The following is a 25,815-nucleotide window of genomic DNA, read 5'->3' on the forward strand; positions in this document are numbered from 1 at the left end:
CGGAGGCGAACGCCCCGCAAGTCGCCCCGAAAAGTGTAGCGGTGAACCTCTGCGCCCCCTGGTGCACCTGTGCTAGCGGGGCGCTACCCGCCCGTACTCGGGGACGCGCCGCGGATAGACTCGGCTGGGTGGGATCGGGACAGCACGACCATGCGACCAGCGAACGGGTTCAGCGACTGGCCGGGTGGGGGCGCACGGCGCCGACCTCGGCTCGAGTCGTGAGCACCCCGGACGTCGACGTGATCGCGCGAGCGGTCCGCGAAGCGGGCCCGCGCGGCGTCATCGCCCGCGGCCTCGGCCGCAGCTACGGCGACCCGTCGCAGAACGCGGGCGGCACCGTCATCGACATGACCGCGCTGAACCGCGTGCACCAGGTCGACGCGGACGAGGCGACGGTCGTGGTCGACGCGGGCGTCTCGCTGGACACGCTGATGCGCCGCCTGCTGCCGTACGGCCTGTGGATCCCGGTGCTGCCGGGGACCCGCCAGGTCACCGTCGGCGGCGCCATCGGTTCCGACATCCACGGCAAGAACCACCACTCGCAGGGTTCGTTCGGCAGCCACGTGCTGTCGCTGGACCTGCTCACCGCCGACGGTTCGGTGCGGACCCTGTCGCCGCAGGGCACCGGCTCCGAGCTGTTCTGGGCGACGGTCGGCGGCATGGGGCTGACCGGCATCATCCTGAAGGCCACGATCCGGCTCAAGCGCGTCGAAACGGCGTACTTCCTGGTCGACAACGTGCAGACGAAGAACCTCGACGAGCTGATCGAGCACTTCACCGACGGCTCCGACGGCAACTACATCTACTCCGTGGCCTGGTTCGACTCGCTGGCGCGTGGCGAGAACCTGGGTCGCGCGCTGTTGACCAGGGGCAACTCCGCGACGCTGGAGGACCTGCCGAAGAAGCTGCGCAAGGACCCGTTGAAGTTCAACGCCCCGCAGCTGATGACGGCGCCGCCGATCTTCCCGAACGGGCTGGTGAACAAGTACACGATCACCGCCTTCAACGAGGTCTGGTACCGCAAGGCGCCGACGAAGTTCGGGGCCGTGCAGAACATCACCCAGTTCTTCCACCCGCTCGACCTGGTCGGCGAGTGGAACCGGATCTACGGTCCGAACGGTTTCCTGCAGTACCAGTTCATGGTGCCGTTCGGGCAGGAGGCGATGTTCCGCCGGTCCATCGACAAGATCAGCGCCAGCGGGCACGCGTCGTTCCTGAACGTGCTCAAGACCTTCGGCAAGGGCAACGACGCCCCGATGTCCTTCCCCAGCGAGGGCTGGACGCTGACCGTCGACATCCCGATCACGCCCGGCCTCGACCGGTTGTGCCAGGAGCTCGACGAGCTGGTGCTCGACGCGGGCGGCAGGCTCTACCTCGCCAAGGAGTCGCGGACGTCGGCGGAGATGATCGAGCGGATGTACCCGCGCATCCACGAGTGGCGCAAGATCCGCGCCTCGGTCGACCCCGAGGGCGTGTTCCATTCCGACCTGTCCCGGAGGTTGAGCCTGTGACCGCAGCGTTGCAGAACCGGAAGCTGATGGGCTGGGCGCGCACCGCGCCGACCCACGCCCAGGTGCTGAGCACCCCTGACGTCGACGCCATCGCCCGCGCCGTCCGCGAGGCGGACGAGCGCGGCGTGATCGCCCGCGGCCTCGGCCGCAGCTACGGCGACGTGTCGCAGAACGCGGGCGGCACCGTCATCGACATGACCGCGCTGAACCGCATCCACGACATCGACCCGGACAACGCCGTGGTCGACGTGGACGCGGGCGTGAGCCTGGACCAGCTGATGAAGGCGGCGCTGCCGCACGGCCTGTGGGTGCCGGTGCTGCCGGGCACCCGCCAGGTCACCATCGGCGGTGCCATCGGCTGCGACATCCACGGCAAGAACCACCACTCGCACGGGAGCTTCGGCAACCACGTGGTGTCGATGGACCTGCTCACCGCGGACGGCGAGGTCCGCACCCTGACCCCGGACGGGGAGGGCTCCGAGCTGTTCTGGGCGACGGTGGGCGGTGTCGGGCTGACCGGCATCGTGCTGCGCGCCAAGGTGAAGATGAAGCGCACCGAGAGCGCGTACTTCATCGTCGACGCCGACCGCACGAAGGACCTGGACGAGACGCTGGAGCTGTTCTCCAACGGGTCCGACATGAACTACGACTACTCGATGGCGTGGTTCGACGCGATCTCCACCGGCCCGAAGCTGGGCCGCTCGGCGTTCTCCCGTGGCTCGCTGGCCAAGCTCGACGAGCTGCCGCCGAAGCTGCGCGCGGACCCGTTGAAGTTCGACGCCCCGCAGCTGCTGACCTTCCCGGACGTCTTCCCGAACGGCCTGGCCAACAAGCTGACGTTCAGCACGCTCAGCGAGGTCTGGTACCGCAAGACGCCGAAGGCGGGCCGTGGTCAGGTGCAGAACCTGACGGCCTTCTACCACCCGCTGGACATGTTCGGCGAGTGGAACCGCGCCTACGGCTCCAAGGGGTTCCTGCAGTACCAGTTCATCCTGCCGTTCGACCAGCACGAAGCGCTGCGCACGCTGGTGAAGCGCATCGCGGAGTCCGGGCACGTGTCGTTCCTGAACGTGCTCAAGCGGATGGGCGACAGCAGCCGCGCGCCGCTGTCGTTCGCGATGCCGGGCTGGACGATCACCGTCGACTTCCCGATCAAGGACGGGCTCAGCCGGTTCTGCCAGGAGCTCGACGACCTGGTGCTGGGTGCGGGCGGTCGCCTGTACTTCGCGAAGGATTCGCGCACCACGCCGGAGATGATCCAGCAGATGTACCCCCGTCTCGACGAGTGGCGCAAGGTGCGCGCCGCCGTCGACCCGCAAGGAATCTTCCACTCCGATCTGTCCCGAAGGTTGGCCCTGTGATCGACGCCGTTGGAAACCCGCAGTCCCTGTTCATCCTCGGTGGTACGTCCGACATCGCGCTGGCGACCGCGGAGCAGTACGCGAACCAGCGCCCGCTGCGGATCGTGCTGGCCGCGCGCCCGGAGGAAGCCGACCTGGTCGAGGCCGCCGCGGAGCGGCTGCGCAAGACCGGCAGCACGGTCAGCACCATCGAGTTCGAGGCCACCGACCCGGAGACGCACGGCGAGGTCGTCGAGAAGGCCTTCGCCGACGGCGACATCGACGTCACCCTGGTCGCCTTCGGCGTGCAGCTCGACAACGAGAAGTGCTGGACCGACCCGGCCGCGGCGCGGCTGACCGCCGAGGTCAACTACGTGGCGCCGATGTCGCTGGGCGTGCACCTGGCGAACAAGCTGCGCAAGCAGGGCCACGGGCACCTGGTGATGATGGCCTCGCCCGCCGGTGAGCGCGCCCGCCGGACGAACTTCGTCTACGGCTCCGCCAAGGGCGGCATCGACCTGTTCTACTCCGGCCTGACCTACGCCCTGGAAGGCTCGGGCGTGAAGGTCACGGTCGTGCGGCCGAACTTCGTGAAGACGAAGCTCACCGCCGGCATGAAGCCCGCCCCGATGGCGCAGACGCCCGAGCAGGTCGGCGCCGCGATCATCGACGCGGTCCGCAAGGGCAAGGAGTCCATCTGGGTCCCGGGGCAGATGCGCTGGGTGATGGTCGTGCTGCGGCACCTGCCGCGGGTGATCTTCCGCCGCCTGTCGTTCTGATCCGCGACGCGTGAGCGAAGGGCCGCCGGGCGAACCGGCGGCCCTTTCTCATGCCCGGTCAGCCGGCCCGGCGACCAGCAGCGGAGTTCCCCCGGTGATGCGCAGGAGCTCCGCGAACGTGCTCGGGAACATGGCGTGCTCGCTGCCCGCTCCCGCCCACACGGTCGGGTGCTCGGCCAACGCCCGGTCCACGACCGTGCGGATCCGCCGAGGGTGACCGACCGGGCCGACGCCGCCCACCGGCTGACCGGTCGCGTCGAGCACGAACTCCGGTGTGGCGCGGCGGATCCACCCGATCCCGAGCTCCCGCGCGACGTGCGCGGTGTCCACCCGGTGCGCGCCGCTCGCGATCACCAGCAGCGGCTCGTCGTCCACCGCGAACACCAGGCTGTTCGCGATGGCCGCGGCGGTGCAGCCGAGGCGTTCCGCGGCCGCCGCCGCGGTCGGCACCGGTTCGGCGAACTCGACGACCTCTCCCGGCACGTCGAGTTCCCGGAGTCGTGCGCTGAAGGCGTTGATGATGTCGGTCATCTCCGCACTCTGGCGCGGTCCGGTTCGGCACGGCAACCCGATTGGCGCCGCACGCGACGGGAACGGTGCGGCCGGTCAGCCGGTGCGCAGCGGGAGCTTGCGGACGCCGGTCATGTTCGGGTTCGGCTGGAACTCCGGCGGATCGGCCGGATCGGTGGCGAGGACGGGGAACCGGTCGAACAGCTTGCCGAGCGCGACGCGCCCTTCGAGCCGAGCCAGCGGCGCGCCGAGGCAGAAGTGGACGCCGCGCCCGAACCCGAGGTGCGGATTGGGGTCGCGGGTCGGGTCGAAGACGTCCGGGTTCGAGAACCGCCGCGGATCCCGGTTCGCGGCGGCGGCCCACACCATCAGCAACTGATCGGCGGGAATGCGCTGACCGCCGAGCTCCGCCTCGGTGCTGGTGACCCGCCCGAGCGTGGCGAACGGGCTGAGGAACCGCAGCGATTCCTCGATCACGGCGGGCAGCGAGGACCTCTCCGCGCGGGCGCGGGCCTGGTGCTCGGGGTGCGCGTCGAGGCACAGCACGGTGTTGCCCAGCAGCATCGTGGTCGTGATGTGCCCGGCGATGAGCAGCACGTTCGCGAAGTTGACGACTTCCGCGCGGGTGAGCCGCTCGCCGTCCACCTCGGCTTCGACGAGCTTGCTGAGCAGGTCCTCGCGCGGGTGCGCGCGGCGTTCGTCGACGTGCCCGCCCAAGTACTCGGTGAGGTTGCGGACCTGGGCGAGCACCGCGTCGAGCTCGCGCTGCTGCTCCGGCGTCTGCTCCTTGAGCGACGGCGTCGCGTCGCGGGTGAACATCGCGTCCACCCACTCCTTGAACAGCTCGCGGTCGCTCGCGGGCACGCCCAGCAGCTCGGCGATGACGATCACCGGCAGCGGATAGGCGAGGTCGGCGACGAGCTCCAGCCGGTCCGCGCCGTCGACGGCGTCGAGCAGTTCGTCGGTGAGTCCGGCGATGCGCGGTTCGAGCCCGGCGACGACCTTCGGGGTGAAGGCGTGGCTGACGAGCTTGCGCAGCTTGTTGTGCTCCGGCGGGTCCATCCGCACCAGGTTGCCGTCGGCGAACTCGTCGCCCTGCGGGAACAACCTGCTGGTGTCGGAGGAGAACGTCGCCGGGTCGCCGAGCAGCTGGACGGCTTCCGGGTGCCCGTAGACGTTCCACAGCCCGGTCGCCTCGTCGTGCTGCACCGGGTCGCGGGGCCGTTCGCCGTGCAGCCAGAACTGCGATGTCGGTAATCCCCAGTTCTCGATCGCGGTCATGATGTCCCCTTCATCAAGCGTCGACGGGTATCACCGGGAGGCGTTCGCCGCGTCCAACGCGTCGAACAGCTCCCGGTAGCCGGTGATCAGTTCGGTGAGCAGCGCGTCGATCCGGTCCGCGACCGCGCGCACCACGGCCGGGTCCGGTCGTTCCGGCGGTTCGAAGGCGTGCCGGATGGTGTGGGCGAGTGCATCGGCCTTGAGCTCCCGGTCGATGCCGGAGACCGCGGGCTTGTAGTCGTCGGCCAGGAAGAACCCGAGCGCGGCGGCGTTGAGCGTGTAGGCGAGGTCGGGCACGTCCGCGCGCAGCAGTCCGGACTCGGCGAGCACCGAGTAGAAGCGCTCGTTGGTCTCCTGCATCCGATCGGAGCCGGCGCGCTCCCGGAGCGCCCCCAGCATCTCGGTGTCCCCGGTGACCAGCGCCAGCGCCAGCGGCCGGCGGAAGGTCACGAGGTAGGCCAGCCGCAGCAACCGGTGCGGGCGGACCTCGTTCGGGTCGGCGCGCAGCGCCCCCAGCACGTCCTCGACCAGCGCGACCGACTCGCGGACGAGCAGGCTCTGGAACAGCGCGACCTTGGTCTTCCAGTGCAGGTAGACGGTGCCCTTCCCGACGCCGGCCTGGCGGGCGACGTCGTCGATGGTCACCTTCCGGTAGCCGTGGCGCAGCAGCAGCTCTCCTGCCGCGTCGAGGATCCGGTCGGCTCGATCGGTGTTGCGGGGCACTCGGTGTCCTTCCCTGCGCCGGGCCGCGGGCCCGACCGTCGTGTCCACGTGACCGGATTCGCTCATCTGGTCACGTGGTCACGCTAATCCCGCCCGCACCCGTTGCCAAGCACTTTTCGCCGAACGGCTCGCTGCTCGCGGTGGAGCAGCGGGCGGGGCGCTCACCGGAGCCGGCGACGGTGCGTCACGGCTGCGGTTCCGGTGCCGCTCCTCGTCACTCGAAAGTGCAGCTTCGTAGTGGCTGACCTGCCTGGAAGCTCTTGACCGGCGCGCATTCGCCCGGCAGGAGGACTAACTTCGAGGGTCACCTGAGATGTCGCGAGAAGGGAGCCGTCATGGGACTCGGCAGCCTCAAGGACAAGCTGATGAACATGGGCAAGCAGCACAGCGACAAGGTCGAACAAGGCATCGACAAGGGAAGTGACGCAGCCAAGAAGAAGTTCGGCCACGAGCAGCAGGTCGATCAGGCCGCCGAGAAGGGCAAGGACTACTTCCGCAATCAGGACTCAGGGCCGCAGCAGTAGTCACCGCTCCGCTGCTCGGCCGAAGCCGACCGGCGGGACCTGGCGAGGGTGGTCCTGAACCTGGTGGTGGCCGGCAGCTCCCTGGAAAGGGGTCGTCCGTGATGGACGGCCCCTTTCCCTGTGTCCGACGGCGGGAACGGAACGGCTGAAAACCCGCAGCCGATGTCTGTGGCGATCGCCGCAGGGCGCCTGGCCCTCTTTTGATCTTGTCAGCGGCGAAGCCGCTGAGCAGTGACCAGCTTGAGCAAGTCGACCACCCGCGGGTTCTCAGGTGTCTTCTCGCGAGGACGGCTTTTTCCCTCGTGGCGGAGCCACTTGGGAAAAAGATCCCGCAGCGAGGAAACCGCTGAGGTTCCGCTACCCGACCCCTACCCAGGCCAGGGACCAAAGCCAGGCAATCAGCCGTCCAGCAGCAGGACCACGTGCAGGGTGCGCGGGCCGTGCACGCCCTCGACCCGGTCCAGCTCGATGTCCGAGGTCGCCGACGGGCCGCTGATCAGGGTCGTCGGCCGGGTCGGTTCGAGCCGGGCCACCGCTTCGGGGATGCCGGTGACGACCGCGGACAGCGCCACCACGCACACGTGCAGGTCCGGAACGAGGGTGAGCGCGCGCCGCCCCTGGTCCGGGGACGCGTCGAGGAAGATCGTCCCGGTTTCGGCGCAGGTCACCGCCGACCCGGTGACGACGCCGTCCAACGCGTCGAGGCGGTCCGGGGGCACCTCGGCGGAGTCGACCACGACCTCGCCGCCGAACTCCGCGAGCCACCCGCGGTCGAGACCCGCGGGGACGCCGATGCGCGCGGCGCCGCCGAGCGCCCTCGCGACGGTGGCCGCGACGTCGGCAGCGGCGCACTGGTGCACCGTGGCCTGGTAGTCCTCCAGCCGGTCGACCAGCAGCTCCCGCTTCTCGTCGGCCGGGAGGTCGCGGTCCCGGCGGTAGTCGCGCGGGACCTGCACGGCGGCGGGCGGGGCGATGGCGAGCGCGTCGCGCACCCGGCCCAGCACGGTGTCGCGGGCGTTCACGGCCGGCCTCCTTCGCGGTGGGCGTCGTCGATCGCGGCCCGGCCCTCCGCGGAATCCCACCACTGCCGGAAGGTCTGCTTCGGCGGTACCGGCAGATCCCGCGCCGCCGTCCAAGCGCTGCCCGGCGGCGGCAGCGTCCGGATCCGCCCGCCGCGCCCGAGCAGCCGTCCCAGCTGCGCCGCGCGCTGCGCCGCGGTCCACCGGCCGGAGGTGGCCATGGCCGTGGAAGCGGCCTTCATCATCAGCTGCTCCGCGCTGACGCGGGCTTCCTCGACGTGCTGGTGGCGCAGCTCCACCAGCAACGACGGTATGTCGATCTTCACGGGACAGGCGTCGAAGCAGGCCCCGCACAGACTCGACGCGTACGGCAGGGACGAGTTCGGATCACCGCCTCCGGTGTCCATCCCGGCCAGCTGCGGGGTCAGCACCGCGCCGATCGGCCCCGGATAGGTGGAGCCGTAGGCGTGCCCGCCGGTCCGCTCGTAGACGGGGCACACGTTGAGGCAGGCCGAGCACCGGATGCAGTGCAGCGCCTCGCGACCCACCTCGTCGGCCAGCGTCGCGGTGCGGCCGTTGTCCAGCAGCACCAGGTGGAACTCCTGCGGTCCGTCGTCGGGCGTGACGCCGGTCCACATCGAGGTGTACGGGTTCATCCGCTCGCCGGTGGAGGAGCGGGGCAGCAGCTGCAGGAACACTTCGAGGTCGGCGTAGGCGGGGATCAGCTTCTCCAGTCCCATCACCGTGATCAGCGTCTCCGGCATGGTCAGGCACATCCGGCCGTTGCCCTCGGACTCCACCACCGACAGCGTGCCGGTCTCGGCGATGCCGAAGTTGGCCCCGGAGATGGCGACCCGCGCCCGCATGAACCGCTCGCGCAGGAACCGCCGCGCCGCGTTGGCCAGGTGCGTCGGGTCGTCGTCCAAGCCGGGGTCCACCCCCGGCATGGAGCGCAGGAAGATCTCGCGGATCTCGGAGCGGTTGCGGTGGATCGCGGGCACCAGGATGTGCGAGGGGCGGTCCTCGCCGAGCTGCACGATCAGCTCCGCCAGGTCTGTTTCGATAGCGGTGATGCCCTCGTCGGCGAGGTGCTCGTTGAGCCCGATCTCCTGGGTGGCCATGGACTTGACCTTGAGGGCTTCGTCGGCGCCGGTGTCCTTGACCAGACCGGTGACGATCGCGTTGGCCTCGGCGGCGTCGCGCGCCCAGTGCACGTGCCCGCCGCGCTCGGTCACCGCCCGTTCGAACTGCTCCAGCAGCTCGGGCAGCCTGGCCATGACGTCGCGCTTGACCGCCGCGCCCGCCGAGCGCAGCTGCTCCCAGTCGGGCAGCTCCCCGGTGACCTGCAGGCGCTTGTTCCGGATCGTGCGGGTGGCCTTGCCGACGTTGCGGCGCATCTGGGTGTTGCCGAGTTCGGTGCGGGCCGCGGCGGGGAACGGTTCCTCGCCGCGCAGGTTGCCGGCTCCGCGCGGGGGAGCGGTGGGCATGCCGAGGAAGGTGCCGCTCATGCGAGTGCTCCCCGTTTCGGGCTGATGGCGTGCTCGGTGGAGGCGAGGATCTCGGCGAGGTGCAGGGTGCCGATGCCGGTCTGCAGCCGGGACAGGCCGCCGCCGATGTGCATCAGGCACGAGGAGTCCCCGGCGGAGCAGAACTCGGCTCCGGTGGCGGCGACGTTGCGCAGCTTGTCCGAGAGCATCGCCGTGGACGTGTCGGCGTTCTTGAGCGCGAAGGTCCCGCCGAAGCCGCAGCACTGGTCGGCGTCGGGCAGTTCCACCAGGTCGATCTCGCGCACCGCGCGCAGCAGCTGCAGCGGCTTGTCCCCGACCCGCAGCATCCGCAGCGAGTGGCAGGTGGGGTGGTAGGTCACCCGATGCGGGAACGTCGCGCCCACGTCGACCACGCCGAGCACGTCGACGAGGAACTCGGCGAGCTCGTAGGTCTTCGCGCGGGACTGCTCGACCTGCGCGCGCAGCGCCGGGGTGCCGAAGCGCTCGGCGACGATCTGGTGCTGGTGGCGGATCGAGCCGGCGCAGGAGCCGGAGGGCACGATCACGGCGTCGATCGACTCGTCGGCGAAGCAGGCCGCGTGGTTGTCGACCAGCGGCAGCGCTTCGCGCTGGTAGCCGGTGTTCACGTGCATCTGCCCGCAGCAGGTCTGCGCCTGCGGGAACACGACTTCCTGGCCGAGCCTGCTCAGCAGCAGCGCGGTGGCCTTGACCGCGTCGGGGAACAGCGTGTCCCCGAGGCAGGTGGCGAACAGGGCTACCCGCATCCGTCGAACCCCTTCCGAAGGTGTGGTCTGACCACACCGTAACCGCGAGCGGTGGCGCAGGGAACGGGTGGTGGCCGTCGCGTCAGCGTTGCGCGGGTGCGCGGTGCCCGCAACGCGCCGGGGCGTCGATAGGCTCGGGCCGTGGCGAACGCTGGGCCGCGGGCGTGGGAACGGGTGCTCGCACAGATCGAGGACGACCTGCTCACCGGGCGGATCGCGCCCGGCCAGCGGCTTCCCGGCGAGCGGGCGCTGGCCGAGGAGCTGCAGGTGGGGCGCTCCTCGGTGCGCGAGGCGATGCGGGTGCTGGAGGCGCTGGGCCTGCTGCGCGCGCAGACCGGTTCCGGGCCGGACGCGGGGGCGGTGATCCTGGCGCGGCCGACCGGGGGCATGAGCGCGCTGCTGCGGTTGCAGGTCGCGGGCCAGGGGTTCCAGGTGCGCGATGTGGTGCGCACCAGGCTGGTGCTGGAGACCGCGTCGGTGACCGCGCTGGCCGGGGCGTCCGCGCCGGTCGACCTCGCGGTGGCGGCGGAACTGCTCGACGCGATGGACGAGCCGGACTTGGCCGCGGCCGAGTTCCTGGCGCTCGACGCCCAGTTCCACCTGGCACTCGCCCAGGCGGCGGGCAACGAGGTGATCGCCGCGATGATGTCCGGGCTGCGCGACTCGATCGAGAACTACACCCGCGAGACTCTGCCGCTGCTGCGGTCGTGGGCGGACACCTCGGACCGGCTGCGGCGGGAGCACCGGGAGGTGCTCGCCGCGATCCGGGCCGGGGACGGCGAGGTGGCGGGGTGGCGGATGACCGCGCACATCAAGGGCTATTACGCCGAGGGCGGGCTGTCGTTGTAATCGTGGCGGCACCTGCTCTTCCTGCATTATGAAACTTTGCGCTGCGCGTGATTCCCTTGCGGGGAATCCGGCAAGATTGCGGAAATCGACGCAACTGCAATTCCGGCGTCGGATTCTTTTTCGCGCGAGAGACCGCGCGACCTGGATTCGTCAGGGCCTGCGGACTCCGGTTTCGAAAGTGTGCGCTACCGGTTCGGGTGATCGTTGGTTCATTGCGGTGATTTCCCGTGGCGGGGCCGCGTCCTGCGCAACAAGTGCTCTCCGGCGGGTTGTGGCTCCGCTGCCGTGGACGGGTATCGGGTGCGCGCCGTTCCCGGGAACCGCTCGGATGCCGCGGAAACAATTCGGCCGGAAACTCTCGCGTGAGTTAACGGGGCCGACGAACGGTCACCAGTCGACGAGGAGGGTGTGGACTCCGTAGTTGACGGCGGCGGAGCGCAGCGGGACCTGCTCCGGTGCGACGGCCAGCCGCAAGGTGGGGAATCGGCTCAGCAGACCGGAGAATCCCGCGCGCAGCTCCACCCGGGCGAGCTGCGCGCCCAGGCAGTGGTGGATGCCGTGGCCGAAGGCGAGGTGCCCGGCGCCTGATCGGGCGAGGTCCAGCCGGTCCGGTTCCGGGAACTGCTCGGGGTCCCGGTTGGCCGTGGACAGCGACAGCGTGACCAGCTCGCCCCGGCGGATGGTCTGGCCGTGCAGCTCCACGTCCTCCAGCGCCGTGCGGGTGGTGCCGAACTGGTTGATCGTCAGGTAGCGCAGCAGTTCCTCGACCGCCGTGCCGGTGGCCGCCGGGTTCTCGCGCAGCCAGGCGAGTTCCGCGGGGTGGGCCAGCAGGGCGTAGGTGCCCAGCGCGAGCATGTTCGCCGTCGTGTCGTCTCCACCGGTGACCAGCATCGCGCTCATGGTCGCGATCTCCTCGTCGGAGAGCTCCCCGTCGGCCACCAGCGCGCTAGTCAGGTCCGTGCCGGGGTCGGCGTGCTTGGCGCGCACGTGCTCGCGCAGTTCCGCCAGCAACCGCTCCCACGCCTGCCCGGCCTGCTCGGGGTCGGCGTCGAGCCGCAGCAGCGCTTCGGTCGTCGCCCGCACCGACGCCCGGTCCATCGGCATCCCGAGCAGGTCGCGGATCACTTGGAAGGCGACGGGGCTGGCGAAGGACTCGACGAGGTCGATCGGTCCGCCCGCGCGCTCCATCACGTCGAGCCGTTCGGCGACCGCCCGCTCCACCAGCGGCTCCATCTCCCGAACCCGCCGCAGGGTGAACGCCGACACCAGTTTGCGCCGGTACCGGGTGTGCTCCGGCGGTCCCATGACGCTGAACAGGCCGGGTGCGGCCGTGGTCTCCTGGGGTCGCCGGTCGGCCGGGCCGCGAAGCAGGTCGATGCGCGAGCTGAAGCGCTGATCGGTGAGCACTTCGCGGACCGAGGAGTACCCGGTCACCAGCCAGCCAGGCGCGTCACCGGGGTGGTGCATCCGGGCCAGCGGCCGGTGCGGGAGCAGGTCGCGCAACCCGTCGTGCGGGGCGAACGGGGTGCTGCGAGTGGTGGCGTGCTCGTCGATCGCGGCGGTGCTGCTCCCGCGGTCGTCGGGGGACGGCCGTTCGACGCGGTGGAGGGACACAGCCGCCATGCTCCGGGCCGATCGGTGCCGTGTCAGGAGGAATCACTCGGCCGTGCACCGGCATCGCCCGGTCGCCGGAGCGGGAATCGCCCTCGGCGCAACGGAATTCCGCCCATCGGGCAGCACGATCACCGCAACGCGCAGGTGTCCGCGCCGCGCATCGGGCAACGCCGGGGTCCGGCTCGGTGATCTCCCCGATGTCCGGCCGGGTGCACCGGGCCAGTGTGGTTCCGAAGCCGCGGTCGGCGGTTTCCCGCGAACACCGCGGTTCCTGCGAGCACTGGGGAGAACACGATGGGCGAACCGAACCGCACTACGGGGGCGTTGTTGGCGGCGACGCTGCTGTGCCTGGCGGTCCCGGCCACGGCGGTGGCCGAGCCACCGCGATCGGAGCCGGCGCTCGCGCTGCCCGAGCCGAGCGGCCCGCACCCGGTCGGATCCACGGCGCTGCACCTGCGCGACGAGTCCCGGGCCGACCCGTGGGTGCCTGCCGAACGGCGCGAGCTCGTGCTCACCGTCTGGTACCCGGCGGCGGAACCGGTGGGCGAGCCGACGCGGTACGTGAGCCCGGCCGAATCCCGGTTGTTCGTGGAACTGCAGGAGGAGCACGGCGCGCAGCCGGTCGAGCCACCGGAGATCCTCAGCACCGTCGGCACGCACGCGAAGGTCGGCGCACCGGCACTGCGCACTCCCGAGGGTCATCCGCTGGTCGTGCTCTCCCCGGGGTTCTCGTGGCCGCGGGCGACGTTGAGCGGGATGGCGGAGGAACTGGCCGGTCGCGGCTACGTCGTGGCCGACATCGGGCACGACCACGAGTCCGCGGGAACCGAGTTCCCCGACGGGCGGGTCACCGAATGCGTCGCCTGCGAGACGCAGGACATGGCGAAGGTGGTGCGCGGCAGGAGCGACGACGTGCGGTTCGTGCTCGACGAGCTCGCCCGCGCCCCGGAGTTCGGCGAGCTCGTCGACGAGCGGCGGATCGGCATGGTGGGGCATTCCATCGGTGGCGCGAGCGCGCTCGAATCGATGCTCGCGGACCCGCGGATCGACGCGGGCGTGAACCTCGACGGCACCTTCTTCGAACCCCCGGCCGGCGGGCTCGACCGCCCGTTCCTCATGTTCGGCTCGGGCGCGCACGGTCCCGGCGGCACGGACTCCACGTGGGACGCCACCGGGGAAGGCCTGCGCGGCTGGAAGCGGTGGATCACGTTGAACGGTTCCGGGCACGGTTCGGCCACGGACCTGAGCATGCTGGTCAACCAGTACGGCATCGAGTTCCCCGGTGAGCCGCTGCCCGGCGCGCGCGGCGCCGAGCTCGGCAACCGGTACGTGGCGGCGTTCCTGGACCTGCACCTGCGCGGGCGGGCGCAGCCGATCCTGGACGGCCCCACCGCCGAGAACCCGGAAGCGCTGTTCTGGCACCACGACAAGTGATCCGCCCCCGCGCCCTGGGACCGAGTCCTGTCTTCGCCCCCCCCGGCCCGGTGCGTGCGCGCGGGATCACCGTCGTTGTCTTGTCAGGGGCGAAGCCGCTGAGCAGTGACCACCAGAGCAAGCCGACCACCCGCGGGTTCTCAGCGTTCTTCTCGCGAGGACGGCTTTTTCCCTCGTGGCGGAGCCACTTGGGAAAAAGATCCCGCAGCGAGAAGAACGCTGAGGTTCCGCCACCCGACCCCCACGCAGAACGAGCAAGGACGCTCAGCGGGACGGCCGGTAGCGCCGGAGTTCGCACGTGCGGCGCACCAGGTCCCGCATCGACTCCAAGGTGCCGCTGACCGTCCCCGCCGCTCGGGCCTGGACGAGGACGTTGCCGAGGGCGGTGGCCTCCACCGGCCCGGCGATCACCGTGCGGCCGGTGCGCTCGGCGGTCAACCGGCACAGCAGCGCGTTCCGCGCCCCGCCGCCGACGACGTGCACGGTGGACAGCGCCCGGCCGGTGATCCGTTCGAGCAGGTCGATGGACTCGGCGTAGGCCGTGGCGAGGCTTTCCAGGATGCAGCGCACGAATTCGGCGCGGGTGCCCGGAACCGGCCGGTCGTGCTCGGTGAGCCAGGCCGCGATGCGGGCGGGCATGTCGCCGGGCGGCAGGAACCTGGCGTCGTTCGGGTCGAACTCGGCGACCCTGCCGGGCGGGATCTCGGCGGCCTCCGCGAGCAGCGATTCCAGATCGACCGCCGGGTCCGCCCGGCTCCACCGGTCGACGGATTCGGTGAGCAGCCACAGGCCCATCACGTTGTGCAGGTAGCGGATCCTGCCGTCGACGCCGAGCTCGTTGGTGAAGTTCGCCGCCCGGCCCTGCTCGGAGAACAGCGGCCGATCCAGTTCCGCGCCGACCAGCGACCACGTTCCGCAGGAGATGTAGGCGAACGAGTCGTCGCGGGCGGGCACGGCGACCACCGCGGACGCGGTGTCGTGCGAGCCGACCGCCGTGACCGCCGACCGGCCCGCGCCGAGCTCGTCGGCGACCTCCGGGGTGATCTCGCCGATCCGCTCGCCGGGCGACACCAGCGGCGCCACCAGGTCCCGGCCGATGCCGAGCCGGTCCAGCAGCAGCTCCGACCACTGCGACGTCCGCGCGTCGAGCAGGCCCGTGGTGGAGGCGTTCGTGCGCTCCGCGACCTGCTCGCCGGTGAGCCAGTAGGCCAGCAGGTCCGGGATGAGCAGCAGCCGCTCGGCCAGCGGCAGCAGCCCGTCCTCCCGATCCGCGGCGAGTTGGAAGGTGGTGGTGAACGGCAGGTGCTGCAAGCCGTTCACCTCGTACAGCTCGGCAGGACCCACGATCTCGTGCACGGTAGGGACCGCCGCCGCGTTGCGGTCGTCGCGGTAGTGGTGCGGCATCCCGAGCATCCGGCCGCCGCGCAGCAGCGCGTAGTCCACGGCCCACGAGTCGATGCCGATGCTCGCGAGGTCCGCCTCCCGCGTCGCCTGCCGAACGCCGTCGCACACCTCCCGGTACAGCTCCAGCACGTTCCAGTGCAGCGCTCCCCGGATGCGCACCGGCCGGTTCGGGAACCGGGCGACGGTGCGCATCCGGAGTTCGTCCGGCCCGGCGCGACCGAGCATCACCCGGCCGCTGGTGGCGCCCAGGTCGACCGCGGCGACAGCCCCAGCCATGTCCTCCTCCTCGGATCGCTCAACGCTTCTGCCGCCACGGCGGCGAATTCCTCGTCAACGGCGGAACCGCCGACCCGGCACCGCGGGCGGGCCCCAGCTACCCCCTCGCGAAGGCAGCGGTGTGGCGGCACCCCCGAGACGAGCAGGCAGCCGGGTCCGGCCCCGCGCGGTGCTCACCGCAAGAACGCCGCCGCCACGCCCGCGTCCACGGGGACGTGCAGCCCGGTGGTGTGGCTCAGGTCGCCGCCGAGCAGCGCGAACACCGCGTTCGCCACGTGCTCGGGCAGCACCTCCCGCTTGAGCAGGGTGCGCTGGGCGTAGAACTCGCCCAAGTCCTCCTCCGCGACGCCGTAGACCTTCGCGCGCTGCGCGCCCCACCCACCGGCGAAGATGCCGCTGCCGCGCACCACACCGTCCGGGTTGACGCCGTTGACGCGGATCGCGTGCCCGCCGAGTTCGGCGGCCAGCAGCCGCACCTGGTGCGCCTGATCGGCCTTCGCGGCGGAGTAGGCGACGTTGTTCGGCCCGGCGAACACGCCGTTCTTCGACACGATGTAGACGATGTCGCCGCCGAGCCCCTGCTCGATGAGCACCTTCGCCGCCGCCTTGCTGACCAGGAACGAGCCCTTCGCCATCACGTCGTGCTGGAGGTCCCAGTCGGCGGCGGTCGTCTCCAGCAGCGGTTTCGACAGCGACAGCCCGGCGTTGTTGACCACCACGTCGAGCCCGCCGAACGCCAGCACCGCGGCGTCGACGGCGGCGGCCACGGCGTCCTCGTCGGTGACGTCCGCGCCGACGCCCACCGCGACGTCCGGGGAGCCGATCTCGGCCGCGGCTTCCCGGGCCTTCGCCTCGTCGAGGTCGGCGAGCACGACGACCGCCCCGTCGCGGGCGAGGCGGGCCGCGGTGGCCTTGCCGATGCCGGAGGCGGCCCCGGTGACCAGCGCGACCTTCGTCGCCAGCGGCTTGGGCGCCGGGCGGCGCCGCAGCTTCGCCTCTTCCAGCGCCCAGTACTCGATGCGGAACTTCTCCCGCTCGTCGATGGGGGAGTAGGTCGACAGCGCCTCCGCGCCGCGCATCACGTTGATGGCGTTGACGTAGAACTCCCCGGCGACGCGCGCGGTCTGCTTGTCGCCGCCGTAGCTGAACATGCCGACGCCGGGGATCAGCACGATCGCCGGATCGGCGCCGCGCATCGGCGGCGAGTCGGCGGTGGCGTGTCGCCGGTAGTAGGCCGCGTAGTCCTCGCGGTACTGCGCGTGCAGTTCTGCCAGCCGCCGCGCGGATTCGCCGACGGAGGCGGTGGCGGGCAGGTCGAGCACCAGCGGTTTCACCTTGGTGCGCAGGAAGTGGTCGGGGCAGCTGGTGCCGAGCTCCGCCAGCCGGGGATGTTCCGCGCGAGCCAGGAACTCCAGCACTTCCGGCCCGTCGGTGAAGTGCCCCACCTGGCGCTTGTCGGTGCTCGCGAGGCCGCGCAGCACCGGCGCGAGCGCGGCGGCCTTGGCGCGGCGCTCCCGCTCGGGCAGCGCCTCGTAGCCGTCGAGGACCGCGCCGAACGGATCGGGGCGGCCGTGCGCGGTGATGTGCTCGGCGGCCGTTTCGATGATCCACCGCGAGTTGCGCTCGCAGTCGTCGCTGGTCTCGCCCCACGCGGTGATGCCGTGCCCGCCGAGGACGGTGCCGATCGCCTCGGGGTGCGTCCGCTTGATCTCGGCGATGTCCTGCCCGAGCTGCCAGCCGGGTCGCCGCCACGGCACCCACACGACTTTCTCGCCGAAGATCGCGCGGGTCAGCTCCGGGCCGTCGGCGGCGGTGGCGAGCGCGATCCCGCTGTCGGGGTGCAGGTGGTCGACGTGGACGGCCTCCACCAGCCCGTGCATCGCGGTGTCGATGGACGGCGCGGCGCCGCCCTTGCCGTGCAACGCGTAGTCGAACGCGGCGACCATCTCGTCCTCGCGCTCCACCCCGGGGTAGACCCCGGACAGCGCGCGCAACCGGTCCAGCCGGAGCACGGCCAGCCCGCGCTCGGTGAGCGTGCCCAGATCACCCCCGGAGCCCTTCACCCACATCAGCTCGACCGGTTCGCCGGTGACGGGGTCGGTGTCGTGGCCCTTGGCGGAGGTGTTGCCGCCCGCGTAGTTGGTGTTGCGCGGGTCGGCGCCCAACCGGTTGCTGCGGGCGATCAGTTCCTCGACGGCGCTGGAATTCGCCATGGCGGCAGCGCTCTCCTCTCCTGCTCGGTCGGACATCAGGCTCCCCACCCGGCCTGCGCGCCGCCGACGCGCTGCTCGGCGAGGAAGCGGGCGTGGCCGGAGTCGGCGTAGGCGCGCATCGGTTCCGCGGGCAGCCCGCGGGACGCGCGCCACTGCGCGAGCGCCGGTCGCACGTCGGTCTGGAAGGCGTCCATCAGCACCTCGTTGGCGCCCAGCACGTCGTGGGCGTCCTGCGCCTTCGCGAGCTCCGCGCGGTCGACCAGCAGCGCCCGCGCGGTCATCTCCTGCACGTTGAGCACGGACCGGATCTGCGCGGGGATCCTCTCCTCCACGTTGTGGCACTGGTCGAGCATGAAACGCACCGGCGAGCCCTCGTCGAGCCCGCCGCCCGCGACGACCTCGTGCAGCACCCGGAACAGCTGGAACGGGTCGGCCGCGCCGACGATCAGGTCGTCGTCGGCGTAGAAGCGCGAGTTGAAGTCGAACGAACCGAGCTTTCCCAGGCGCAGCAACTGCATCACGATGAACTCGATGTTGGTGCCCGGCGCGTGGTGCCCGGTGTCCAGGCAGGTGAACGCGCGGTCGCCGAGCGCGCTGACCTGGACGAACGAGGTTCCCCAGTCGGGCACGTCGGTGTGGTAGAAGGCCGGTTCGAAGAACTTGTACTCCAGCACTAGCCGCTGGTGCTCGCCGAGCCGCTCATAAATCTCGGCCAGCGACTCGGCCAGCCGGTCCTGCCGGGCGCGCAACGAATCCTGGCCGGGGTAGTTGGTGCCGTCGGCGAGCCAGATCTTGAGGTCGGTGGACCCGGTGGCGTGCATGATCTCGATGCACCGGAAGTGGTGGTCGACGGCCTTGCGCCGCACCGCAGCGTCGGAGTGGGTGAGGCTGCCGAACTTGTAGGCCTCGTCCTGGAACGTGTTCGAGTTGATCGTGCCCAGCCGCACCCCGAGCCCTTCGGCGTGCGCCTTGAGCGCGGTGAAGTCGTCGACCTGGTCCCACGGGATGTGCAGCGCCACGGCGGGCGCCAGGCCGGTGAGCTCGTGCACCTTGGCGGCGTCGGCGATCTTCTCCTGCGGAGTGCGCGGTGTTCCGGGGGTGCCGAACACCTTGAACCGGGTGCCCGAGTTGCCGAACGCCCAGCTCGGCAGCTCGATGGCCTGCCGGGCGAGGGTGCCGGTGATCTCCTCGAAACGAGGCGGGGTCATGCGCGTTCTCCTTCGCACGGATCGGTTTCCGGTAGGTCGGCGAGCTGGTCGGCCAGGTGGAAGACCTCGTCGAGCGCGGTGGCGGCCTGATCGGCGCGCCCGCCGTCGCCGACGAACAGGTCCGCCATGGACCGCTCCCACCGCGCGGCCACGGCGGATGCGGCGAGGTGGTTGTCGGAGGCGGCGGGGGAATCGGTCTCGTAGTACCCGATGAGCAGCCCGTCCGGGCGCAGGAACAACGAGTAGTTGCGCCGCCCCGACGCTTCGATCTCGCGCAGCATCTCGGGCCACACCGCGGCGTGGCGGCGCCGGTACTCGTCGAGCCGCTCCGGGTCGACCTGGAGCTGGAAGCACACGCGGGTCACGGGCTCACCACCGCGCCGCCGGTGCTCTCGGGCGTGCCGTAGCGTTCGTGCTCGATCTGCTGGAGGCTCTTGCCCTGCGTGCGGGGCGCCCAGACCGTGCCGATGAGCAGCGAGGCGATCAGGAAGCCGAGGATCAGCGTGCCGAGCCCGCGCAGTCCGATCTGCGTCAGCAGCGCGGGGAATCCGACGCTGAGCAGGCCCACCAGCACTCGCGCCGCCAGGAACAGCACGCCCTGCGCGCTGGCCCGGTAGCGGGTGGCGAACAGCTCGCTGGCCCACAGCCCGTAGAACGCCTGCGCGCCGATGCCGGAGGACACGCCCCAGCCGACGGCGAACACGAGCAGGGTCGCGGTGTTCGCGGGCGCGTAGATCAGCGCGGCCCAGGCCAGCACGCCCAGCGCGGCGCCGGCGCAGTACAGCGCTCGGCGGCTCACCCGGTCGGCGAGCAGCATGAATCCGAAGTAGGTGGCGACGCTGGTGCAGCCCCACACGAGGACCTGCAGCAGGTACTGCTCGGTCACCGAGGTGAGGCCGACCGCGTCGTACACCCGCGGCTGGAAGATCCCGGCCTGCCCCGCGACCGCGTTCCACAGCGCGTACACGCCGAACAGGAACAGCATCGCGAGCAGGTTCGTCCTCCTGCTGAACAGGCCGCGCACGCTGCTCAGGAAGGTGAGCTGCTGACTCGGATCGTCCTTGCGGTCGCGCCACAGCGTCGATTCCGCGAGGCCGCGGCGCACCCACCAGGTCACGGCCGCGACGACGAACAGGTGCAGGAAGATCAACCGGCTGCCGAGCAGGCCGAACGGGGCGGCCACGACCGCCAGCAGGTAGCCGAGCGTCGGCCCGATCGACCACGCGAGCTGCGCGGCGCCGACGTGGGCGGCCCGCTTGTCGTGCGGCGCTTCTTCCGCGATGTAGGTCCAGGAGGCGGTGACGCCCGCGCCGACGGCGATGCCGGTGAGCACGAACGCGGTCAGCAGCATCCCGAAGGACGTGGCGAACACCGCCAGCAGCACACCCAGCATGTACAGCAGCAGGTCGTAGGTGTAGATGAACTTGCGGCCGTAGCGGTCGCACAGCGGGCCGCCGATGGCCGCGCCCGCGGCGGCGCCGAACGCGTTCGCGCTCAGCGCGGCGAGCAGCCCGACCGCCAGATCGTCCAGGCCGAAGCGCTCCTGCCAGAGGCTGAGGCTGGTGGCGATCGCGATGATCGAGCCCGCCTCGATGTAGTTCGACATGGCCACGGCGATCGTCGCGCGCCAGCCGGTCGTGCGTTCGCTACCGAATCGGACCCCCATCGGTCCTCCTGTCCATCGGCTCTGATGTCGCAGGCTCCGGCGGCGAGCGCACGGAGTGTTGAAACGTTTCAATCAATGGATCTGCACGATAAGGGGTTGCGCCGTCGGAGGACAAGGCCCTGCTGGTCTAGTGGCAGGTGCTCCGAACGCGTTCGAGCCGAGGACGTTCCGGAAACGGAGCAGAAGCGGCCGGGTGTCCGCTGGGGTCGAGGTGCAAGATCCGCAGGTCGCGTAGGTGTGTAACGATTAAACACCTGGCGTGGGATCGGCTTGATCCACCGTCGGATCAGGGCCGCGAGCCGCGCGCCGTCGGACCGGCGCACTACGGTCCTCCCATGGGTGAGACGACGATCGCGGACTATCTGCTGCACTACCTCCAGCAGTCCCGCGACACCGTGCTGCGCGGACTGGACGGGCTGGGGGAGTACGACGCGCGCCGTCCGCTGACGCCCAGCGGATCCAACGTCCTCGGCCTGGTCAAGCACTTGGCGGGCATCGAAGCCGGCTACCTCGGCGACTGCGCCGGGCGCCCGTCACCGGTGCGATTGCCGTGGGTCGAGGACGGTTCGATCTGGGACGGCGCGGACATGTGGGCCACCGCCGAGCAGTCCCGGGAGCACATCGTCGGGCTCTACCGGGACGCCTGGGCGCACTCGGACGCGGTGGTGGCGGAGCTGCCGTTGGACGCGCCCGCGCACGTGCCGTGGTGGCCGGCGGCGCGGCGGGACACGACCTTGGGGCACCTGCTGGTGAGGGTGGTCGCGGAGACCGCGCAGCACGCGGGGCACGTCGACGTCCTGCGCGAGGGCGTCGACGGCCGGGGCGGGCCCGACCACGAGGACTTCGGAGACGCCGCGCACTGGGCGGCGTACGTCGGGCGGATCCAAGCCGCGGCCGACGAGCACCGCGGCTGATCCGTCCCGCGCGGGGTCAGCCGGGCTGGCTGCTGTCCTTCTGGCTGCCCCAGCCGTGCCAGCGGTCGATCTCGATCAGCGCGGACACCCGGGGCCGCTGCCGGTCGGGGTACTGCTGGCCGAGGTAGTGCTCGGCCAACCGGTCGATGTCGGTCAGCCCGGTGTCCTCGCGCAGTTCGGTGACCCGCCCGAGCAAGGTGACGTGGGTGTACCAGTCGCCGTCGTCGAGCACGGTCAGCGTGACGCGCGGGTCGCGGCGGATGTGGTCCAGCCGCTTGCGGCCCTCGTCCATGTTGACCAGCACCTTGTCGTTCTCCCACAGGTACCAGGTGGCGGTGGAGACCGGCTGCCCGTCCGAGCGCAACGTCGTGATGGTCGACGGGTTGGGCTTGCGGAGCAGGGCGATCGTGTCGGCGGGCAGTGGTGGCACGGACATGGGTCCTCCTCGTTCCTGCGTGGTGGTGCGGACCGTGGCCAACGTACCGGCGCGCACGGCTCGGCGCGCGCAGCGGTGGGGGTGATCGCGGAGCGCCGGTCGAATGTGGAGGGTTTGCCCGCAGCGGCCGAGCAGATCCACGGCGGATCGAGGAAACCGTTCCGGCTCAAGGGAATCGGGCGTTCGAGTGCACAGTGGACGCGATCTCGCGCGCGCGGGACGCGCGAACGCCGCCGCGCCGGGCCGGCACGACGGCGATCGATCCGCGATGAGCACTACCCGATCGGGCAGGTGTCCCGGTACTCCGCGATCTCGGACCCGCTCGGCGGCGGACACAGGAACCGGTCGTAGCGGACGTCCTCGTCGACGAAGCGCTTGAGCCACGCGATGCTCGACTTCGCGATGGTCGTGTCGTCGGTGTTCGGCGCCAGGTGCCCGGCGCCCGCGAGCTCCAGGTAGGCCTTGTCCGGTGAGCCGGGCAGGCTCTCGTAGAACGGTTCCGAATGGGAGCTCACCGGAGCCACCGCGTCGTTCTCCGCACCGATGATGAGCGTCGGCGTCCGCACCGCCGACCAGTCCCGCACCGTGTGCCACGGCGTCAGCGGGATCGAGGCCTTCAGGCTCGGATCGTCGACGGTGGCCCGCAGCGACCCGCCGCCGCCCATCGAATGACCCATCACCGCGCGGCGGTCCGGGTCGAGGCGATCGCGCACCGCGGGCTCGGTGCTCAGGTGGTCGAGGGCGGCGAGCAGTTGCCCGGCCCGCGAGTCCGGCTGGTCGTAGGGGGTGAGGGTGTCGATGGTGAACACCACGAAGCCCCGCGAGGCCAATCGGGGGCCGTACCAGGACATCGTGGATTGGTCCCCGGTGTAGCCGGGGGAGACGGCGACGGCGCCGAAGGTGCCTTCGGAGGTGTCGGTGGGGTAGTAGATCGTGCCGCCGCCGAAGCCCGTGGCGCCGCTGCGCGGCACCACTTCCTGCTCGACGGCGAACGAGCCGAGGGGCGCTTCGATGCTCTCCTCGGTCGGGTCGGGTCCGCGCTGGTAGGAGTCGTCGGCGGCGTGCGCGACCGGCGAGCCGCCCGCGAGCAGGCCCAGCAGCGCGGTCGCGGCGACCAGGGTGCGGCGTCTTCGGCTTCGGCCGGGCGATGAGGGCGATGTTGCAGTCATGAACCACGCCTTTCTCGAAATGAATCGATGGGCGGTGCGCACTGCGCGGCACGGGGTCGATCACCACCGGTGCCGGGAATATCACGTTCCGATGATGTTGCCCGCTGCCTACTGGTGAGTCAAGAAACGGGTTTCGCGCCCGGGTTTTCGGCCGTCTTTCACCTGTGCTGCCGGGGATTTCGGTTCCGCGTGAGGTTCGTGCCGGTCACGGCGCCTGACATCGATGTCCAGGGTGAATCGAAAAAGCGTTGACATCGATGACATGGCTCGCGTTCCATCTGTGCCAGCCGGCGAAGAGGCCGGTGTCGTGGTCTGAAGGAGCGTGCCGAGTGGAGTTCGCAACGACCGAAGCGGTCGTCGGCATCGACGTGGGCAGCACCGAGATCAAGGTGCTCGTCACCGATCGGCGCGGCGGGACGTTGAGCCTCCGGCGCACGCCGACCGACTGGCGCCGCACCGCCGACGGGCACAGCGAACTGCCCGCCGAGCTGCTCCTGGGCAGAGTTCTGTCCACTGTGTCCGGTGCCGTGCAGGTGGCCGAGCGCTCCGCCCACGGCCTGCGGGTCACGTCCGTCGCGATCACCGGGATGGCGGAGTCCGGGGTCCTGCTCGACCGCCGCGGCACCCCGATGCACCCGATCATCGCGTGGTTCGACCAGCGCGGCGGAGCCGAACTCGCCGCGCTGCCCGGAGATCTGGTGCGCGAGTTCAGCGCGCGCACCGGACTGCCGCTGAGCCCGCTGTGCTCGTTCGCGAAGCTGAACCGCCTCGTCGAGCAGGGCCTGTCCCCGCGCCGCGCCGGGCGCTGGCTCAACGTGCCCGAGTACGTCGCCCACGCGTTGGGCGGCGCGGCGGTCACCGAACCGTCGCTGGCCTCCCGGACCGGGCTGCTCGACCAGGCCACCCGGTCGCCGTGGTCCCCTGCGCTGGAGCACCTGGGGCTGTCCGCCGCGGTGCTGCCGCCGCTCACCCCGGCCGGAACGCCGATCGGCACCGTCGACCACCCCGATGTCCCGGAGTCGGTGCGCGGCGCGGTGCTCAGCGTCGCCGGGCACGACCACCCGGTCGCCTCCGTCGCCAGCGGCGTCTGGCACGGCGAGCACCTGTTCGACTCCTGCGGCACCTCCGAGGCGCTGCTGCGCGTCGCGTCGGCGCCCTTGCGGGACGACCAGCGCACCCGGCTCACCGACGAAGGCATCGCGCAGGGCATGCACGTCCTGCCGGGCCGCTGGATCCTGCTCGGCGGTACCCGCGGCGGCCTGCTGCTGGACCAGGTGCTCGCGCTGCTGGGGCGCAAGGAACAACCCGGCCGGGCCGAACTCGACGAGCAGTGGCTCAGCGAGCCCCCCGAAGGCGCGGCCATCCAGGTCAGCGGTGCGCACGCCCGCAGCGAGCACGTCGACGTGCGGCTCGGCGGCGACGGCGCGACCCCGGTGCGGGTGTGGTCGGCGGCGCTGTCGCACGCCATGGCGGAGACCGACGCCGTGATCGCGCTGATGGCCGCGGAAGCCGGGCCGCACGAGCACGTCACCGCCGCGGGCGGCTGGACCCGGATGGGCAGCTTCCGCGCGGCGAAGCAGCGCAGCCTGCCCGAGGTCCGCTACTCGCGCCTCGACCAGCCCAGCGCCTACGGCGCTGCCATCTTCGCCGCCCGTGCCGCCGCGCACGCCGACGGCGAGACCGCGGTGTCCGCAGTGGACATCGCCCGTCAGTTCACCGACAACGCCCTCGACACCATCGGAGCGCAACCATGACCGCGGCCCTCGCCGACATCGCCCAGTCCGACGGCACCTTCGCCATCGTCGCGCTCGACCAGCGCAACACCTTGCGGCGCATGTTCACCGCCGCGAACCAGCCCATCGACGACGACCTGCTGCGCGGGTTCAAGGGGGACGTGGTGGGCGGGCTCTCGCCCAGCGCCAGCGGCCTGCTCGTCGACCCCGACTTCGGCGTCCCGGCCGCCGTCGAGGACGGCAACCTCGCGCCCGGCGCCGGACTCGCCGTCGCCGCGGAACCGTCCGACCGCGGGAAGTTCGGCGACGAGCCGCTGACCCGCCGCGAGCCCGAGCAGAACGCCCAGTGGGTGCGCGACATGGGCGGGCACGCGGTGAAGTTCTTCGTGCAGCTGCGCGCCGACCGGGACCGCGAGCTCGGCGGCCGGGACGTCTCGGCGGAGGCGGTCGACGCCGCCGCGGAGGTCGTCGCGGACTGCCGCGCCGACGGCGTGCCCTCGGTGATCGAGAACCTGATCTACCCGCTGCCCGGGGAGGGCGAGCTGTCCCCGCAGGCCCGCGCCGACGCGATCATCGAGTCCGCCCGCGCGCTCGACGAGCTCAAGCCCGACCTGCTGAAGCTGGAGTACCCGGGTTCGGCCGAGGCGTGCCGCCGCCTCGCCGAGGTCGTCACCGTCCCGTGGGTCGTGCTCTCCGCCGGAGTCGGCTTCGACGAGTTCCAGGACGTGCTGCGGATCTCCTGCGACGAGGGCGGCGCCTCCGGTTTCATCGCGGGGCGTGCCTTCTGGAAGGACGCGGTGGCGCTGGACCAGCCGGAGCGGCGCCCGTTCCTCGCCGACACCGCCCGCCGCCGGCTCGACCAGTGCGTGACGGCCATCCAGGGCCGAGCCACCCCGTGGACCTCCATCACCGCCTGACCGGGCGGTGTTTCCGCTGCGGG

23 protein-coding genes are annotated in these 25,815 nt (G+C 71.2%); 9 read left to right on the plus strand and 14 right to left on the minus strand.

Going from position 1 to position 25,815, the window contains the following annotated elements:
- The first annotated feature begins 128 nt into the window (after positions 1–128).
- The 3 genes from ACWD38_RS10335 to ACWD38_RS10345 are packed head-to-tail and all read left to right on the plus strand — an operon-like array spanning position 129 to position 3,630.
- Entirely contained in the window at positions 129–1,511 is a 1,383-nt protein-coding gene (locus tag ACWD38_RS10335) for an FAD-binding protein (protein ID WP_184483756.1), read from the plus strand.
- Between the two features lie 26 nt (positions 1,512–1,537).
- Positions 1,538–2,872, plus strand: a complete 1,335-nt coding sequence (locus ACWD38_RS10340; protein WP_184485905.1) for an FAD-binding oxidoreductase — start codon at positions 1,538–1,540, stop codon at positions 2,870–2,872.
- Complete coding sequence (locus ACWD38_RS10345; protein WP_184483754.1) at positions 2,869–3,630, plus strand: decaprenylphospho-beta-D-erythro-pentofuranosid-2-ulose 2-reductase; 762 nt, start codon at positions 2,869–2,871, stop codon at positions 3,628–3,630. Before ACWD38_RS10340 ends, ACWD38_RS10345 begins: the two co-directional genes overlap by 4 nt.
- Before the next feature lie 48 nt (positions 3,631–3,678).
- On the opposite strand, the gene ACWD38_RS10350 is transcribed toward ACWD38_RS10345, so the two are convergent.
- From ACWD38_RS10350 to ACWD38_RS10360, 3 genes are all read right to left on the minus strand, one after another.
- Positions 3,679–4,161, minus strand: a complete 483-nt coding sequence (locus tag ACWD38_RS10350; protein WP_184483752.1) for a YbaK/EbsC family protein — start codon at positions 4,159–4,161, stop codon at positions 3,679–3,681.
- A gap of 75 nt (positions 4,162–4,236) precedes the next feature.
- Positions 4,237–5,424 (minus strand): cytochrome P450, encoded by a 1,188-nt coding sequence (locus ACWD38_RS10355; RefSeq protein ID WP_450123903.1) that lies wholly within the window; start codon positions 5,422–5,424, stop codon positions 4,237–4,239.
- Positions 5,425–5,451: 27 nt separating this feature from the next.
- Complete coding sequence (locus tag ACWD38_RS10360) at positions 5,452–6,210, minus strand: TetR/AcrR family transcriptional regulator (RefSeq protein ID WP_450123889.1); 759 nt, start codon at positions 6,208–6,210, stop codon at positions 5,452–5,454.
- A 269-nt stretch (positions 6,211–6,479) separates the two neighbouring features.
- On the opposite strand from ACWD38_RS10360, the gene ACWD38_RS10365 reads away from it, so the two are divergent.
- The gene (locus ACWD38_RS10365; protein ID WP_246457108.1) at positions 6,480–6,668 is read left to right on the plus strand and encodes an antitoxin; all 189 of its coding nucleotides are present in this window, start codon (positions 6,480–6,482) and stop codon (positions 6,666–6,668) included.
- 398 nt (positions 6,669–7,066) lie between these two features.
- Here ACWD38_RS10365 and ACWD38_RS10370 read toward each other — a convergent pair whose 3' ends face one another.
- From ACWD38_RS10370 to ACWD38_RS10380, 3 genes are read right to left on the minus strand one after another with little or no spacing between them, the layout of a single operon-like run.
- The gene (locus ACWD38_RS10370; protein WP_184479553.1) at positions 7,067–7,690 is read right to left on the minus strand and encodes an LUD domain-containing protein; all 624 of its coding nucleotides are present in this window, start codon (positions 7,688–7,690) and stop codon (positions 7,067–7,069) included.
- A complete protein-coding gene (locus tag ACWD38_RS10375) occupies positions 7,687–9,195 on the minus strand; it encodes a LutB/LldF family L-lactate oxidation iron-sulfur protein (RefSeq protein ID WP_184479552.1) in 1,509 nt (502 codons plus the stop codon). The genes ACWD38_RS10370 and ACWD38_RS10375 overlap by 4 nt, the downstream gene beginning before the upstream one ends.
- Positions 9,192–9,959: a (Fe-S)-binding protein gene (locus tag ACWD38_RS10380; protein WP_184479551.1), complete on the minus strand. Its 768-nt coding sequence runs from the start codon at positions 9,957–9,959 to the stop codon at positions 9,192–9,194. Before ACWD38_RS10380 ends, ACWD38_RS10375 begins: the two co-directional genes overlap by 4 nt.
- Positions 9,960–10,100: 141 nt before the next feature.
- On the opposite strand from ACWD38_RS10380, the gene ACWD38_RS10385 reads away from it, so the two are divergent.
- Positions 10,101–10,808, plus strand: a complete 708-nt coding sequence (locus tag ACWD38_RS10385) for an FCD domain-containing protein (protein WP_184479550.1) — start codon at positions 10,101–10,103, stop codon at positions 10,806–10,808.
- A 387-nt stretch (positions 10,809–11,195) separates the two neighbouring features.
- Here the strand turns inward: ACWD38_RS10385 and ACWD38_RS10390 are convergent, their stop codons facing one another.
- The gene (locus ACWD38_RS10390) at positions 11,196–12,422 is read right to left on the minus strand and encodes a cytochrome P450 (protein ID WP_450123890.1); all 1,227 of its coding nucleotides are present in this window, start codon (positions 12,420–12,422) and stop codon (positions 11,196–11,198) included.
- Between the two features lie 294 nt (positions 12,423–12,716).
- On the opposite strand from ACWD38_RS10390, the gene ACWD38_RS10395 reads away from it, so the two are divergent.
- Positions 12,717–13,856: an alpha/beta hydrolase family protein gene (locus tag ACWD38_RS10395; protein WP_450123891.1), complete on the plus strand. Its 1,140-nt coding sequence runs from the start codon at positions 12,717–12,719 to the stop codon at positions 13,854–13,856.
- A 264-nt stretch (positions 13,857–14,120) separates the two neighbouring features.
- On the opposite strand, the gene ACWD38_RS10400 is transcribed toward ACWD38_RS10395, so the two are convergent.
- The 5 genes from ACWD38_RS10400 to ACWD38_RS10420 form a co-directional block, all read right to left on the minus strand.
- Positions 14,121–15,536 carry a rhamnulokinase gene (locus tag ACWD38_RS10400; protein WP_450123892.1) on the minus strand — a complete coding sequence of 472 codons (1,416 nt, stop codon included), beginning with the start codon at positions 15,534–15,536 and terminating at the stop codon, positions 14,121–14,123.
- A gap of 173 nt (positions 15,537–15,709) precedes the next feature.
- On the minus strand, positions 15,710–17,749 hold the full coding sequence (locus tag ACWD38_RS10405; protein WP_450123893.1) for a bifunctional aldolase/short-chain dehydrogenase: 2,040 nt from the start codon (positions 17,747–17,749) through the stop codon (positions 15,710–15,712).
- Positions 17,750–17,784: 35 nt separating this feature from the next.
- On the minus strand, positions 17,785–18,957 hold the full coding sequence (gene rhaI / locus ACWD38_RS10410) for an L-rhamnose isomerase (protein ID WP_450123894.1): 1,173 nt from the start codon (positions 18,955–18,957) through the stop codon (positions 17,785–17,787).
- Entirely contained in the window at positions 18,954–19,322 is a 369-nt protein-coding gene (locus ACWD38_RS10415) for an L-rhamnose mutarotase (RefSeq protein ID WP_184479544.1), read from the minus strand. The genes rhaI and ACWD38_RS10415 overlap by 4 nt, the downstream gene beginning before the upstream one ends.
- Positions 19,319–20,623, minus strand: a complete 1,305-nt coding sequence (locus ACWD38_RS10420; protein ID WP_184479543.1) for an MFS transporter — start codon at positions 20,621–20,623, stop codon at positions 19,319–19,321. Before ACWD38_RS10420 ends, ACWD38_RS10415 begins: the two co-directional genes overlap by 4 nt.
- A gap of 335 nt (positions 20,624–20,958) precedes the next feature.
- Here ACWD38_RS10420 and ACWD38_RS10425 point away from each other — a divergent pair, with 335 nt between their 5' ends.
- Positions 20,959–21,537: a DinB family protein gene (locus tag ACWD38_RS10425; RefSeq protein ID WP_450123895.1), complete on the plus strand. Its 579-nt coding sequence runs from the start codon at positions 20,959–20,961 to the stop codon at positions 21,535–21,537.
- Between the two features lie 16 nt (positions 21,538–21,553).
- Here the strand turns inward: ACWD38_RS10425 and ACWD38_RS10430 are convergent, their stop codons facing one another.
- Together ACWD38_RS10430 and ACWD38_RS10435 are read right to left on the minus strand one after the other, a co-directional pair.
- Positions 21,554–21,973 carry a PPOX class F420-dependent oxidoreductase gene (locus ACWD38_RS10430; protein ID WP_184479541.1) on the minus strand — a complete coding sequence of 140 codons (420 nt, stop codon included), beginning with the start codon at positions 21,971–21,973 and terminating at the stop codon, positions 21,554–21,556.
- A 275-nt stretch (positions 21,974–22,248) separates the two neighbouring features.
- A complete protein-coding gene (locus tag ACWD38_RS10435) occupies positions 22,249–23,142 on the minus strand; it encodes a poly(ethylene terephthalate) hydrolase family protein (protein WP_450123896.1) in 894 nt (297 codons plus the stop codon).
- Positions 23,143–23,471: 329 nt separating this feature from the next.
- Between ACWD38_RS10435 and ACWD38_RS10440 the strand changes: the two genes are divergently transcribed.
- Complete coding sequence (locus ACWD38_RS10440) at positions 23,472–24,896, plus strand: FGGY-family carbohydrate kinase (RefSeq protein WP_450123897.1); 1,425 nt, start codon at positions 23,472–23,474, stop codon at positions 24,894–24,896.
- Positions 24,893–25,792 (plus strand): hypothetical protein, encoded by a 900-nt coding sequence (locus tag ACWD38_RS10445; protein ID WP_184479538.1) that lies wholly within the window; start codon positions 24,893–24,895, stop codon positions 25,790–25,792. The genes ACWD38_RS10440 and ACWD38_RS10445 overlap by 4 nt, the downstream gene beginning before the upstream one ends.
- The last annotated feature ends 23 nt before the right edge of the window (positions 25,793–25,815 follow it).

Source organism: Saccharopolyspora sp. NPDC002578 (genome assembly GCF_053592695.1).

What these genes read in the sequence shown, in the direction of transcription:
- ACWD38_RS10400 (WP_450123892.1), bottom strand. Translation starts at nt 15,536, where the DNA reads ATGGCTGGGGCTGTCGCCGCGGTCGACCTGGGCGCCACCAGCGGCCGG.
- ACWD38_RS10395 (WP_450123891.1), top strand. Translation starts at nt 12,717, where the DNA reads ATGGGCGAACCGAACCGCACTACGGGGGCGTTGTTGGCGGCGACGCTG.
- ACWD38_RS10445 (WP_184479538.1), top strand. Translation starts at nt 24,893, where the DNA reads ATGACCGCGGCCCTCGCCGACATCGCCCAGTCCGACGGCACCTTCGCC.
- ACWD38_RS10430 (WP_184479541.1), bottom strand. Translation starts at nt 21,973, where the DNA reads ATGTCCGTGCCACCACTGCCCGCCGACACGATCGCCCTGCTCCGCAAG.
- ACWD38_RS10360 (WP_450123889.1), bottom strand. Translation starts at nt 6,210, where the DNA reads ATGAGCGAATCCGGTCACGTGGACACGACGGTCGGGCCCGCGGCCCGG.
- ACWD38_RS10340 (WP_184485905.1), top strand. Translation starts at nt 1,538, where the DNA reads ATGGGCTGGGCGCGCACCGCGCCGACCCACGCCCAGGTGCTGAGCACC.
- ACWD38_RS10380 (WP_184479551.1), bottom strand. Translation starts at nt 9,959, where the DNA reads ATGCGGGTAGCCCTGTTCGCCACCTGCCTCGGGGACACGCTGTTCCCC.
- ACWD38_RS10425 (WP_450123895.1), top strand. Translation starts at nt 20,959, where the DNA reads ATGGGTGAGACGACGATCGCGGACTATCTGCTGCACTACCTCCAGCAG.
- rhaI (WP_450123894.1), bottom strand. Translation starts at nt 18,957, where the DNA reads ATGACCCCGCCTCGTTTCGAGGAGATCACCGGCACCCTCGCCCGGCAG.
- ACWD38_RS10420 (WP_184479543.1), bottom strand. Translation starts at nt 20,623, where the DNA reads ATGGGGGTCCGATTCGGTAGCGAACGCACGACCGGCTGGCGCGCGACG.
- ACWD38_RS10405 (WP_450123893.1), bottom strand. Translation starts at nt 17,749, where the DNA reads ATGGCGAATTCCAGCGCCGTCGAGGAACTGATCGCCCGCAGCAACCGG.
- ACWD38_RS10350 (WP_184483752.1), bottom strand. Translation starts at nt 4,161, where the DNA reads ATGACCGACATCATCAACGCCTTCAGCGCACGACTCCGGGAACTCGAC.
- ACWD38_RS10375 (WP_184479552.1), bottom strand. Translation starts at nt 9,195, where the DNA reads ATGAGCGGCACCTTCCTCGGCATGCCCACCGCTCCCCCGCGCGGAGCC.
- ACWD38_RS10365 (WP_246457108.1), top strand. Translation starts at nt 6,480, where the DNA reads ATGGGACTCGGCAGCCTCAAGGACAAGCTGATGAACATGGGCAAGCAG.
- ACWD38_RS10435 (WP_450123896.1), bottom strand. Translation starts at nt 23,142, where the DNA reads ATGACTGCAACATCGCCCTCATCGCCCGGCCGAAGCCGAAGACGCCGC.